Here is an 11,200-nt window from a genome sequence, read left to right as displayed (position 1 = left end):
AAAATTTGGTGAGGTGTCCGAGTGGCTGAAGGAGCACGCCTGGAAAGTGTGTATACGGCAACGTATCGAGGGTTCGAATCCCTCCCTCACCGCCACATTGCAAAGCCCTGATGGAAACATCAGGGCTTTTGTTTTATGGCGCAATCCCCAGCGTGGTTGCTGGCATAGAAATGCGAATCTTCGTTCTTGATGGCGCATCAGGCTGAACCGCTTGGGCAATCGCAGTGAAATGCCTCGGTGACTTTGACGCCACGGCCAAGCCATTGGTCGATCCTTTTAAAGTTTCCACCCGATTCAGTACAAGGGCCTCTCGCAAGAGAGGCCCTTTTCATTGCTCGCTGATTTGCCCTGCTCGGTACTTAAAAGGCATTCTGTGGTGATACGGGTTAATGCTCTACAGGCTGCTGATTCAGGGCACGTTCAGCTGCTTGGTGATGGCCTGATAGAGCTGGGGGTAGTTATCGTCAAAATGATGTCCTCCCGGCAGGGTGATGCTGGTGACGTTAGGTTGGTTGAGACGGGGGCAGAGGCGGTCGTCATCATCATCATCGGCACCTTGCAGGCAGAGCATCGGCAGATCCCGGATGGTCTTCACCTGCGGCTCGGTCGGATAGCTGCGCGCCTTGTGGGTCAGCATGTCGCTAACGTGGATCTCGAAATCCGAGCTGGTGGAGGGGGAGAGCATCACGGCCCCGACCAGTCCCTGACGATAGTGCTCCGGTAACCGGTTGATGACGAAGGGGACAATCTCGGCACCAAACGAGAAGCCGACCAGCAGCCAGCGGGGGCGCTGCCAGCGAGTCTGGTAATCATCGAGGATCCGCTCCAGATCGGCGGTCACCTGCTCCGGGGTTTTCTTCTTCCAGTAGTAGGTGAGGGAGCTCCAGCCCACGACCGGCATGCCGTGCAGCTGAAACTGGGCGCTCAACCCCTTGTCGAGGGCCGCCCAGCCACCATCGCCGCTGAGAAAGATCACCATGGGGGCGTCGGATGGCTGCTTGACCGGCAGCTCAATCAGGCTCAGGTCATCCTTGACCGGGGCGGCGTGCGCCGCAAAAGACGAAACGGGCAGTACGAGACTGAGTAACAGCAAAATCAAGGCTCTCATTGGCCATGCTCCTATTTCTTGATTAGCCCCAACGGGCCGCGGCTAATCAGGGTGATCAGGTGAGTCAGGGTTCTGGGCAGTACCAGCTTGCTGCTGCAGAGCAGGTAGCGGGGTTCCCAGCGGGGCGAAAATTTCTCCTTGTAGCGTCTGAGCCCCTGAAAGTTGTAAAAACGGCTGCCACGGACGAACAGGGTATTGCCAAGGCGGGCCCAGTAGCTGTTGAGCGGGTGATCGTTGAAGCCGGACATGACTCAGGATCTGGTTCATGTCGCTATCCAGCGAGGTGAGCATTACGATGGGGCCGTCGAAGCGTGGCCGAAGATCCCGACAGAGGGACATGCCGTCCTGTCCCGGCAACATGATATCGAGCAGCACCAGGTCGGGCTGTTCTGCCTCGACCCGGGCCAGCGCCATGTCTCCTCTGGGCTCGAGGATCACGTCCATATCGTGGCGACCGAGCCAACTGCTGATGAGCTGGCCAATCTCGGGATCATCTTCGACAAAAAGAATGCGTTGCATAGAAAAGCTCCAACGGAAAGCAGGAGAGAAGAAGAGCGATCAGCATATCAATGGCGCCTGGGAAATACAGAAAAAGAACCGGGCAGGCTGATGTGTGGGGGAGTGTGGCTGTGTGTATCGATGGGGAGGCGCACATCGTGACAAATGGGCAGAGCCGCGTTTATCGATCTGGAGGATGATGGCCTTGCAGACAAGGCAAGGCGCTGTCGAGTGAAAAACAAAAAACCGGCCTTGGCCGGTTTTTTATGGTACTGACCAGAAGGTCGCTGCACCAGTTCGATGGACATCACCTTGCGGCGATTATCGACAGAATAATGGGGTGGCTGATGGGGCTCGAACCCACGACAACCGGAATCACAATCCGGGACTCTACCAACTGAGCTACAGCCACCACTGAAATTTTCATCAACGCTCGCCAATCCAGAAGGATTGGGGAACATCAATGGCGCGCCCTGCAGGATTCGAACCTGCGACCCACGGCTTAGAAGGCCGTTGCTCTATCCAACTGAGCTAAGGGCGCTTTGTATCAACACGTCTTAAGGACGAGTCGATGAACATGGTCGGTGATAAAGGATTCGAACCTTTGACCCTCTGGTCCCAAACCAGATGCGCTACCGGACTGCGCTAATCACCGAAAATCCCTGATCAGCATATCGACATGAGTCGTACTGGGCAACGGGCGGGCATCATAGCCAAGCGTAAGGGCCAGCGTCAACGACTTTTTCCCCCAGTAAATTCAAGTGCCTACTTATTGCCCGCTACAGGTATGGCGTGCGTCTGCCGCTAACATCCCGGCTAAAAAAATGCGACAATGCGCGGCAGTTGAACACATGGTGAGTGGAGAACGATGTCTGCCAAAATCATAGATGGAAAACAGGTTGCGCAAACGATTCGCAGCCAGGTCGCGGCGCAAGTCCAACAGCGGTTGGCGGCAGGGAAACGGGCTCCTGGGCTGGCAGTCATTCTGGTGGGGGCGGATCCCGCCTCTCAGGTCTATGTCGGCAGCAAACGTCGGGCGTGCGAGGAGGTGGGTTTTCTCTCCCGTTCCTATGATCTGAGTGCAACCGCCAGTCAGGAAGAGCTGCTGGCGCTGATCGACCAGCTGAATTCGGATAGCCACGTAGATGGCATTCTGGTTCAGTTGCCGTTGCCGGATCACTTTGATACCACTCAGGTGCTGGAGCGGATCCAGCCTGACAAGGATGTAGATGGATTCCACCCATATAACGTCGGCCGTCTGGCCCAACGTATTCCGGCGCTGCGCCCCTGCACTCCGAAAGGGATCATGACGCTGATCGAGACCACCGGCGTGAAGACGCACGGTCTGCATGCTGTCGTGGTGGGAGCGTCCAACATAGTGGGGCGTCCCATGACCCTCGAATTGTTGCTGGCGGGCTGCACAACCACGACCTGTCACCGCTTTACGCGGGATCTGGAAGAGCAGGTTCGCCGTGCCGATCTGCTGGTTGTCGCAGTCGGCAAGCCCAACTTCATTCCTGGCGAGTGGATCAAACCGGGAGCACTGGTGATCGATGTGGGCATCAATCGCCTGGCTGATGGCTCGCTGGTCGGGGATGTGGAGTTTGAGACGGCGCGCAGCCATGCCTCCTTCATTACTCCGGTACCCGGTGGCGTGGGCCCGATGACGGTCGCCAGCTTGATGGAAAATACCCTGATCGCCTGCAGCGAATATCACGACTGATCATGGCTGGTGATAACCCTGTGATCCCGTGAGGAGGCAGGATTCGCCAGAAATCTGACAATAAAAAACCGGTTGCTCAGAGAGGAACCGGTTTTTTATTTATCCAACGGGTGTTATTTACATATTTTGTGCTTCGTTTGGCACAATCACAGAGGCGTGATTTCCTTTCGGCCCCTGTTGCAGTTCAAAATTGACAGCCTGACCCGCTTTCAGGGTCTTGTAGCCCTCCATTTGAATCGTGGAGTAGTGAGCGAAGATATCCTCACCGCCCCCTTCCGGACAGATAAACCCAAATCCTTTTGCGTTGTTAAACCACTTAACTGTGCCGGTTGCCATACTTCTACATCCTTTTATTGATTACCCAGAAGTCGTTGAGTAACCTGCGCCAGCCCTTTATAACTAGGGACATGGGCCCATAGCAGACGGGCACAGATTAGCAAGTAACCAATCTAGTCTAACTTTTGAGCGAGTCAAGAAGTTGTTAACAGCTGATGTGATCTGGTTAACAAGTCTATTGACAACCTTGTGTTAGACGGTAGTAATCTAGAGGTACCAAAGCGCGATTATGAGCAAGCAGAAAGAACTCTTTGCTAATGAAGAGATTGCAGAAGCAGAGAAAACAAAGCTGCAGCCGCCACCCATGTATAAGGTTGTGTTGAACAACGATGACTACACGCCCATGGAGTTTGTGGTGGAGGTGCTGCAAAAGTTCTTTGGTATGGATTTGGACAAGGCGACTCAGGTCATGCTGAGTGTGCATTATAGTGGTAAGGGTGTCTGCGGCATGTTTACCGCAGAGATCGCCGAAACCAAGGTTGTCCAGGTCAACACCTATGCACGTAACAACGAACATCCACTGCTCTGTACTATGGAAAAGGCTTGAATCTGATGACTTGATGGCGAGTGTGACACCACATTGTAGCTGTACTAGGGGAGGTGCCTATGTTGAATAAAGATCTAGAAAAGACGCTGAACGAGGCTTTCAAACTGGCCCGTGACGAGCGCCACGAATTCATGACCGTCGAGCACCTGTTGTTAGCCCTTCTGGATAACAGTTCAGCCCATGAGGCGCTGAGCTCCTGTGGTGCCGATGTCGAGCAGATGCGCAAGGAGATCCGCGCATTCATCACCCAAACTACTCCGCTCATACCGCGCGACGATGAAGATCGTGAAACCCAGCCGACACTGGGGTTCCAGCGCGTGTTGCAGCGTGCCGTCTTCCATGTGCAATCCTCCGGCAATACCGAAGTCAGCGGCGCCAACGTGCTGGTCGCTATCTTCAGTGAGCAGGAGTCACAAGCTGCCTATTTCCTGAAAAAAGCCGAGATCAGCCGTCTCGACGTTGTCAATTTCCTCTCCCACGGGGTGCGCAAGGACAGCAAGCCGGATCTCGGCAGCAATAACAATCCCGAGTCTGATGATGATGTCTCGGCCGCACAGATCGAGAGCTTTGCCACCAACCTGAACCAGCTGGTGCTGGAAGGGCGCATCGATCCGCTGATTGGCCGTGATCAGGAGCTCAATCGTACCATTCAGGTGCTCTGCCGCCGTCGCAAGAACAACCCGCTGCTGGTGGGTGAAGCGGGCGTTGGCAAAACTGCTATTGCCGAAGGCTTGGCCTATCGCATCGTCAAGGGGGATGTCCCCGAGGTGATTGCGGGCAGTACCATCTATTCGCTGGATATGGGGTCTCTGCTGGCGGGCACCAAATACCGTGGGGATTTCGAGAAGCGCCTCAAGGTACTGCTGAAGCAGATTGAGCGTCAGGAAGGGGCCATTCTCTTTATTGACGAGATCCATACCATCATCGGTGCCGGTGCGGCATCCGGTGGTCAGCTGGATGCGGCCAACCTGATCAAGCCGCTGCTCTCCAATGGTTTGCTCCGCTGTGTGGGATCCACCACTTATCAGGAGTACGCCCAGATCTTCGAGAAAGACCGTGCGCTGGCCCGTCGCTTCCAGAAGATCGATATTGTCGAGCCGACTATCGATGACACCACTCGCATCCTGATGGGGCTCAAGAGTCGCTACGAAGCCCACCACGGCGTGCGCTATACAGCCAAGGCGATCCGTGCAGCTGCCGAGCTCTCTGCCAAGTACATCAATGATCGTCACTTGCCCGACAAGGCGATCGACGTGATCGACGAGGCGGGTGCCGGTCAACGGCTGCTGCCGGCGAGCAAGCGCAAGAAAGTGATCAATGTGCAGGAAATTGAGTCCATTGTGGCCAAGATCGCCCGCATTCCGGAAAAATCAGTCTCCTCTTCAGATAAAGAAGTTCTGAAGAACTTGGAACGCAATCTGAAGATGGTGGTCTTTGGTCAAGATAAAGCCATCGAGGTGCTGACCGATGCGATTCGCCTCTCTCGTTCAGGACTTGGCAATGAGCGTCGCCCGGTTGGTTGCTTCCTGTTTGCCGGTCCTACCGGTGTTGGTAAAACAGAGGTGACCCAGCAGTTGGGCAAGGCATTGGGTGTCGAGATGCTGCGCTTTGATATGTCCGAGTATATGGAACGTCACACCGTCTCACGTCTGATTGGTGCGCCTCCCGGCTATGTTGGTTTTGAGCAGGGTGGGTTGCTGACTGATGCGGTGATCAAGCATCCTCATTCCGTTGTGTTGCTTGACGAAATTGAGAAGGCGCATCCGGATGTGTTCAACCTGCTGTTGCAGGTGATGGACAACGGCACCCTGACCGACAACAACGGGCGCAAGGCGGATTTCCGTAACGTGATTTTGGTCATGACTACCAACGCCGGTGTGCAGGAGACCCAGCGCAAATCGATTGGCTTCCAGCAACAGGATTTGAGCCACGATGCCATGGCGGTGATCAACAAGACCTTCAGTCCGGAGTTTCGCAACCGGCTTGATCACACCATCTGGTTCAACCATCTGGATATGACGGTGATCCATCAGGTGGTCGACAAATTCATTGTCGAATTGCAGGTTCAACTGGATACGAAGGGAGTTTCTCTCGAGGTGTCCGAGCGTGCCCGCCACTGGTTGGCAGAGAAGGGATATGACAGAGCCATGGGGGCCAGACCGATGGGGCGGGTAATCCAGGAGCACCTCAAGAAACCCCTGGCCAACGAGATCCTGTTTGGTTCACTGGTTGACGGGGGGATAGTGAAGGTTGAGTTGGTAAATGACAGCCTCAGCTTTGATTTTCAGGTCAATGTTGAAGCTGTTTCCCACTAAGCGTCAGTGATCAGAAAACGACAAAAAACCCCAACCGAAAGGTTGGGGTTTTTTGCTGAATTCCTGGCTTAGCGAGAGCGGAAAACAATACGTCCCTTGGAGAGATCGTAGGGAGTCAGTGCTACCGTTACTTTGTCTCCAGTCAGGATACGAATGTAGTTTTTGCGCATCTTGCCTGAAATATGAGCGATAACCACGTGACCATTCTCCAGTTCCACACGGAACATGGTATTGGGCAGGGTTTCGAGAATAGTGCCCTGCATCTCAATACTGTCTTCTTTAGCCATTGAATCCTCTTGATAAGCCACAACAAAAAACCGCTGGATCATGCCGGATTTAAGGCTATGTGTAAAGTTTACTCGGGCTTGGTGTCGATATTTTTCCATTCCCCCTGAATTAACAGTTCGTGAGGGAGATAATTGCGCTTGTAATTCATCTTGCGGCACGCCTCTACCAGATAGCCAAGATAGAGCCAGCTTCGCCCGGTTCGCTTGGCCAGATCGAGCTGGCAGAGGATGGCAAAGGTGCCCAGGGAGCGATCGGCATAATCCGGATCGAAGAAGGTGTACATGGCGCTCAAGGAGTGGGGTAGCAGGTCTGTGGTGGCCACGCCGATAAGACGGCCCTCCTTGCGCATCTCCAGATAGAGTGGCGGCATCCAGTCACAATGGAGAAAGCCGCGATACTGGCTGCGGTTGGGGGGATACATGCTGCCATCGTGATGGCGTTCGCGGATATAGCGTTCGTAGAGCAGGTAATACTCGGGTTTGTCATCGTAGCTCAGGACGATCTCGATATCCCTGTTGAGCTGGCGGATCCGCTTCTGGCCGCGGCTGGGACGAAAGTGTTCACTGTGAATACGAAGGGATTGGCAGGCATGGCACGCCGGGCAGTGGGGACGATAGATGTCGTTGCCACTGCGGCGAAAACCGGCAGTCAACAATCGCTCGTAGCCGTTGGCGTTGAGCAGATTGTGATCCATGAGCACCAGCAACTGCTCCTGTTCATGGTCCAGATAACTGCAGGGATGCTTGGGAGTCAGCCCTACTTTGAGGATCACTTCTTCAGTCATAAGCTGATCTCCCCCTCTTGCCAGCAGGAAGCCAACAGTGGTTGATGGCCAAGGCGCGCCAGCTCGGCCAGAAAACGGGCCCTTGGCCACTCCTCGATACCCAGGGTCGCCAGAAACGGGTTCTGCATCTGGCAATCGATGAGAGCGCCACGATGGCGGGCGAAGTGGCGACAGAGTGCCACCATGGCAAGTTTGGCGCCGTTATCAATCCGGCTGAACATGGATTCACCGCAAAACAGTCGGCCGATAGAGAGGCCATACAGTCCCGCTTGCAGCTCTCCCTCCTGCCAGATCTCGATAGAGTGGGCATGACCCAGCCGGTGCAACTGCTGGTAGGCCTCGATCATGGGCTGGCTGATCCAGGTGCCATCGGCAGTGCGACGAGGGGCGGCGCAGGCGGTAATGACTTCATTAAAGGCGCGATTGACAGAAATATCGAATGGGGTTCGGCGGATAATCTTCTGCAGTGTCCGCCCCACATGGAGTTGGTCGGGACGGATGACCCCGCGGGGATCCGGTGACCACCACAGGGTCGGTTGGTGGGGTTCATTCCACGGGAAGATCCCCTTGTGATAAGCTGCCAGCAATCTGGCAGGGGAGAGATCCCCGCCGATCGCCAGCAAGCCGTTGGGCTCTTCCAGCGCATGGCTGGGGTCGGGAAACCAGCAAAGCTCATCATCCAGTTGGGTAAGATAGCGAGACATAAGGCAACGAGGTTCATAGATGAAGGCCATTATCCTGATAGTATCCAGCTTGCTCTGCTTTGTCACGGCGCCCGCCGGGGCGGAGGTCTACCAGCGCAATACCGCGCGGCCGGTCAATCAGGTGGTGTTTGGTCAGGTCGAAACGGTGCGCAATATTACCCAGCGCCAGATCCTGGAGTCAGAGCACTCTGGCTGGAAGACGCTGGGGGGGGCTGTGTTGGGCGGCCTGCTGGGGAACCAGTTTGGTGGCGGTCATGGCCGTGAAATCGCCACCGCCGTCGGCGCGCTCGCGGGTGCTGCAGCTGCGCAGCAATACCAGTCCGGGGGAACCGTGGTGGAAAACAAGTTGGTGGAGCTGCTGATCCGCAACGAGCAAAATGCCCTTATCAACGTGATCCAGGATTATGATCCCGCCATGGTCTTTGCCAATGGGGACAAGGTGCGCATTCTCTACTTCGATGATGGGGTGCGGGTCGACAAGACTTACTGACTTTCGATAGTCATTGTGATGGGGAGACTGTGGCAGGAAAGGAACCCGCAGACTCTCCTGTTGGAAAGTCTGTCGGGCGGTAATACACGGGACTGATGCCCTGAGGATTCAGATAGCTGTCTCTTGAGAGACTATCTTGTCGCGACCGGTGTTCTTTGCCTGATAGAGCAGCCGATCCGCTACGCTCAGCGCCTCGTCCATGGATATCCGCCCGACGCTGATCACGCCGTAACTGGCGCGAACAAAGAGCGGGGTTTCCGGTGACAAGGGTTGCTGGCGCAGCTGCTGACGCAGCCCTTCAAGACGCTTGATCAACACGGGGACGGTACAGTGAGGCACCATCATGGCAAACTCCTCTCCGCCAAACCGGGCGATCATGGCATCGGGGAAGAACTGGGTCAGTAGCCGGGTCAGATGGCAGAGCAGTTGATCGCCGATGGCATGGCCCCAGTGATCGTTGACCTGCTTGAAGTGATCCACATCGAGCACACAGAGTGCAAGAGGCGTCTGCTGGCGCTGATATTCTTCAAACCATTTTTGCCCTTCGTTGAACCAGTAGCGCCGATTGTAGAGACCGGTCAGGTAGTCACGATTGGCTGACTCCTGAATGCTGTTGAACTGCTCGAGCGCTTCCAGATTGTGGCTGACCCGACACTGCAGTTCTTCCGGCTCGAACGGCTGGTTGAGAAAGTCGTTGGCGCCCTGCTTGAGGTAGCGAGCAGAGAGACCGCGCTTGTCCGAGACCGAGATCCCGATAATCGCGAGTTGCTGCTTGCTGTATCGCTCTCTCAGCATCCGCACCAGACTGATGCCATCGATATCCGGCATATAGTAGTCGACCAGTGCCAGCCGGATGTCCGGGTGTTGCTCCAGCATCGCCATCGCTTCACGGGCATGACTGGCCTCATGCACCTGCAACAACTGCTTGCGCAACTGGGCCATGGTGCGGTGACGGGAGGTGCGTGAGTCGTCGACCACCAGCACTTCGATCGACTGGTTGAGATAGAGGCGGTGCACCAGACTAACGGCATATTGCAGCGAGTGGCGCGAATCCTTCATCACATAGTCCAGCACGCCGGTTTCCAGCCAGGCGGCACGTTTATCCTCGCTAATGTCGGCAGTGAGGATCACCACCGGCAAACCTCGAGCCAGCAGCTCGTTGACCGCTTCGCCACGGGGCGCATCCGGCAAGGTCAGGTCCACCAGCGCGACCACATACTCCTCGCCCCGGCAGTGACGGGCTCCTTCGAGGGTATCGAAGGCGTCAATCTCGAGGCCTGTCTGCTGGGCAATGGCCTGAGTCAGCATACGGCGGATGGTCAGGCTATCTTCGACAATCAATATCTTCTGTTTCATTAGACTCCTTTAAATAAAAAAGGCATACCGACTGGTATGCCTTATATCACATCTGCGCTTGTTTATTGCGCGTCGAGGTAGCGTTCGGCATCGAGGGCTGCCATGCAGCCGGTACCGGCAGAGGTGATCGCCTGACGGTAGTTGTGGTCGGCCACGTCGCCGGCAGCGAAGACACCTTCAATGCTGGTCTGGGTGGCAAAACCGTCGAGGCCGCCACGTACCTTCAGATAGCCGTTTTGCATCTCCAGCTGGCCATCGAAGATCTGGGTATTGGGCTGGTGGCCGATGGCGATGAAGACGCCCATCAGCGGCAGCTCGCTGGTGCTGTTGTCCTGAGTGTTGCGCAGGCGCACACCGGTGACCCCCATCTGATCGCCCAGCACTTCGTCCAGGGTCTGGTGGGTGTGCAGCACGATATTGCCGCTCGCGACTTTGTCGTGCAGACGCTTGATCAGGATCTTCTCGGCACGGAATTCGTCGCGGCGGTGGATCAGGTGCACCTTCTTGGCGATGTTGGCCAGATACAAAGCTTCTTCAACAGCGGTGTTGCCGCCGCCGATTACCGCCACTTCCTGATTGCGGTAGAAGAAACCGTCACAGGTGGCACAGGCGGAGACGCCGCGCCCCTTGAAGGCCTCTTCGGAGGGTAGGCCCAGATACTTGGCGGAGGCGCCGGTCGCAATGATCAGGGCATCGCAGGTGTACTCGCCGTTGTCGCCCTTGAGACGGAACGGGCGCTGAGCCAGTTCGACACTGTTGATGTGATCAAACAGGATGCGGGTATCGAACTTCTCTGCATGCTCTTTCATGCGCTCCATCAGGGCTGGGCCGGTCAGGCCTTCCGGATCACCTGGCCAGTTTTCCACTTCGGTGGTGGTGGTCAGCTGACCCCCTTGCTGCATGCCGGTGATGAGCAAGGGATTGAGGTTGGCGCGGGCGGCGTAGATGGCCGCGGTGTAACCGGCTGGGCCTGACCCTAAGATCAGCAATTTGCTGTGAGTGACTTGGCTCATGATGTCATTTCCGGGATGTGATGAGTTTGCGCGATTGT

The 11,200-nt window shown here is 55.9% G+C and carries 11 protein-coding genes, 4 tRNA genes and 2 pseudogenes; 5 read left to right on the top strand and 12 right to left on the bottom strand.

Going from position 1 to position 11,200, the window contains the following annotated elements; all coding sequences use genetic code 11:
- The first annotated feature begins 7 nt into the window (after window positions 1–7).
- A tRNA-Ser gene (locus AB5Y86_RS01440) sits at window positions 8–95 on the top strand.
- A 314-nt stretch (window positions 96–409) separates the two neighbouring features.
- Here AB5Y86_RS01440 and AB5Y86_RS01435 read toward each other — a convergent pair.
- The 6 genes and pseudogenes from AB5Y86_RS01435 to AB5Y86_RS01410 form a co-directional block, all read right to left on the bottom strand.
- Window positions 410–1,108 (bottom strand): AcvB/VirJ family lysyl-phosphatidylglycerol hydrolase, encoded by a 699-nt coding sequence (locus AB5Y86_RS01435; RefSeq protein ID WP_368191866.1) that lies wholly within the window; start codon window positions 1,106–1,108, stop codon window positions 410–412.
- An 11-nt stretch (window positions 1,109–1,119) separates the two neighbouring features.
- A pseudogene (locus AB5Y86_RS01430) lies at window positions 1,120–1,356 on the bottom strand (phosphatidylglycerol lysyltransferase domain-containing protein); the annotation flags it as partial.
- A 1-nt stretch (window position 1,357) separates the two neighbouring features.
- Window positions 1,358–1,627, bottom strand: a pseudogene (locus AB5Y86_RS01425) (response regulator); the annotation flags it as partial.
- A gap of 315 nt (window positions 1,628–1,942) precedes the next feature.
- Window positions 1,943–2,018 (bottom strand) — tRNA-His (locus tag AB5Y86_RS01420).
- Window positions 2,019–2,070: 52 nt separating this feature from the next.
- Window positions 2,071–2,147: transfer RNA gene (locus AB5Y86_RS01415), tRNA-Arg, on the bottom strand.
- 37 nt (window positions 2,148–2,184) lie between these two features.
- Window positions 2,185–2,261: transfer RNA gene (locus AB5Y86_RS01410), tRNA-Pro, on the bottom strand.
- A gap of 213 nt (window positions 2,262–2,474) precedes the next feature.
- Here AB5Y86_RS01410 and folD point away from each other — a divergent pair.
- Window positions 2,475–3,329, top strand: a complete 855-nt coding sequence (gene folD / locus AB5Y86_RS01405; protein WP_108613922.1) for a bifunctional methylenetetrahydrofolate dehydrogenase/methenyltetrahydrofolate cyclohydrolase FolD — start codon at window positions 2,475–2,477, stop codon at window positions 3,327–3,329.
- A gap of 117 nt (window positions 3,330–3,446) precedes the next feature.
- On the opposite strand, the gene cspD is transcribed toward folD, so the two are convergent.
- Window positions 3,447–3,665, bottom strand: a complete 219-nt coding sequence (cspD, locus tag AB5Y86_RS01400; protein WP_005300025.1) for a cold shock-like protein CspD — start codon at window positions 3,663–3,665, stop codon at window positions 3,447–3,449.
- Between the two features lie 229 nt (window positions 3,666–3,894).
- Here cspD and clpS point away from each other — a divergent pair, with 229 nt between their 5' ends.
- Window positions 3,895–4,212, top strand: a complete 318-nt coding sequence (gene clpS, locus AB5Y86_RS01395; RefSeq protein ID WP_005337111.1) for an ATP-dependent Clp protease adapter ClpS — start codon at window positions 3,895–3,897, stop codon at window positions 4,210–4,212.
- Window positions 4,213–4,271: 59 nt separating this feature from the next.
- Window positions 4,272–6,527: an ATP-dependent Clp protease ATP-binding subunit ClpA gene (gene clpA, locus AB5Y86_RS01390; protein ID WP_368191864.1), complete on the top strand. Its 2,256-nt coding sequence runs from the start codon at window positions 4,272–4,274 to the stop codon at window positions 6,525–6,527.
- Between the two features lie 68 nt (window positions 6,528–6,595).
- Here the strand turns inward: clpA and infA are convergent, their stop codons facing one another.
- The 3 genes from infA to aat all read right to left on the bottom strand — a co-directional run bounded on the left by infA (window position 6,596) and on the right by aat (window position 8,303).
- Window positions 6,596–6,814, bottom strand: a complete 219-nt coding sequence (gene infA, locus AB5Y86_RS01385) for a translation initiation factor IF-1 (RefSeq protein ID WP_005300033.1) — start codon at window positions 6,812–6,814, stop codon at window positions 6,596–6,598.
- Window positions 6,815–6,882: 68 nt separating this feature from the next.
- Complete coding sequence (locus AB5Y86_RS01380) at window positions 6,883–7,599, bottom strand: arginyltransferase (protein WP_158113152.1); 717 nt, start codon at window positions 7,597–7,599, stop codon at window positions 6,883–6,885.
- Window positions 7,596–8,303 carry a leucyl/phenylalanyl-tRNA--protein transferase gene (aat, locus tag AB5Y86_RS01375; RefSeq protein WP_019445527.1) on the bottom strand — a complete coding sequence of 236 codons (708 nt, stop codon included), beginning with the start codon at window positions 8,301–8,303 and terminating at the stop codon, window positions 7,596–7,598. The genes AB5Y86_RS01380 and aat overlap by 4 nt, the downstream gene beginning before the upstream one ends.
- A 19-nt stretch (window positions 8,304–8,322) precedes the next feature.
- Here aat and AB5Y86_RS01370 point away from each other — a divergent pair, with 19 nt between their 5' ends.
- The gene (locus AB5Y86_RS01370; RefSeq protein WP_005337104.1) at window positions 8,323–8,793 is read left to right on the top strand and encodes a glycine zipper 2TM domain-containing protein; all 471 of its coding nucleotides are present in this window, start codon (window positions 8,323–8,325) and stop codon (window positions 8,791–8,793) included.
- 108 nt (window positions 8,794–8,901) lie between these two features.
- Here AB5Y86_RS01370 and AB5Y86_RS01365 read toward each other — a convergent pair whose 3' ends face one another.
- Both AB5Y86_RS01365 and trxB read right to left on the bottom strand, forming a co-directional pair.
- A complete protein-coding gene (locus AB5Y86_RS01365) occupies window positions 8,902–10,149 on the bottom strand; it encodes a diguanylate cyclase (protein WP_064338140.1) in 1,248 nt (415 codons plus the stop codon).
- A gap of 62 nt (window positions 10,150–10,211) precedes the next feature.
- On the bottom strand, window positions 10,212–11,162 hold the full coding sequence (trxB, locus tag AB5Y86_RS01360; RefSeq protein ID WP_368191861.1) for a thioredoxin-disulfide reductase: 951 nt from the start codon (window positions 11,160–11,162) through the stop codon (window positions 10,212–10,214).
- Window positions 11,163–11,200 lie beyond the last annotated feature (38 nt).

It is taken from the genome of Aeromonas sp. s8, from assembly GCF_040907785.1.
Classification (GTDB): Bacteria; Pseudomonadota; Gammaproteobacteria; order Enterobacterales; family Aeromonadaceae; genus Aeromonas; species Aeromonas veronii.
Note: the sequence above shows the minus strand (reverse complement) of the source record. Positions and strands in the feature narration are given on the sequence as shown.

Excerpts from the sequence above, each read along its gene's own strand:
- AB5Y86_RS01435 (WP_368191866.1), bottom strand. The coding sequence starts at position 1,108 with ATGAGAGCCTTGATTTTGCTGTTACTCAGTCTCGTACTGCCCGTTTCG.
- folD (WP_108613922.1), top strand. The coding sequence starts at position 2,475 with ATGTCTGCCAAAATCATAGATGGAAAACAGGTTGCGCAAACGATTCGC.
- cspD (WP_005300025.1), bottom strand. The coding sequence starts at position 3,665 with ATGGCAACCGGCACAGTTAAGTGGTTTAACAACGCAAAAGGATTTGGG.
- clpS (WP_005337111.1), top strand. The coding sequence starts at position 3,895 with ATGAGCAAGCAGAAAGAACTCTTTGCTAATGAAGAGATTGCAGAAGCA.
- clpA (WP_368191864.1), top strand. The coding sequence starts at position 4,272 with ATGTTGAATAAAGATCTAGAAAAGACGCTGAACGAGGCTTTCAAACTG.
- infA (WP_005300033.1), bottom strand. The coding sequence starts at position 6,814 with ATGGCTAAAGAAGACAGTATTGAGATGCAGGGCACTATTCTCGAAACC.
- AB5Y86_RS01380 (WP_158113152.1), bottom strand. The coding sequence starts at position 7,599 with ATGACTGAAGAAGTGATCCTCAAAGTAGGGCTGACTCCCAAGCATCCC.
- aat (WP_019445527.1), bottom strand. The coding sequence starts at position 8,303 with ATGTCTCGCTATCTTACCCAACTGGATGATGAGCTTTGCTGGTTTCCC.
- AB5Y86_RS01370 (WP_005337104.1), top strand. The coding sequence starts at position 8,323 with ATGAAGGCCATTATCCTGATAGTATCCAGCTTGCTCTGCTTTGTCACG.
- AB5Y86_RS01365 (WP_064338140.1), bottom strand. The coding sequence starts at position 10,149 with ATGAAACAGAAGATATTGATTGTCGAAGATAGCCTGACCATCCGCCGT.
- trxB (WP_368191861.1), bottom strand. The coding sequence starts at position 11,162 with ATGAGCCAAGTCACTCACAGCAAATTGCTGATCTTAGGGTCAGGCCCA.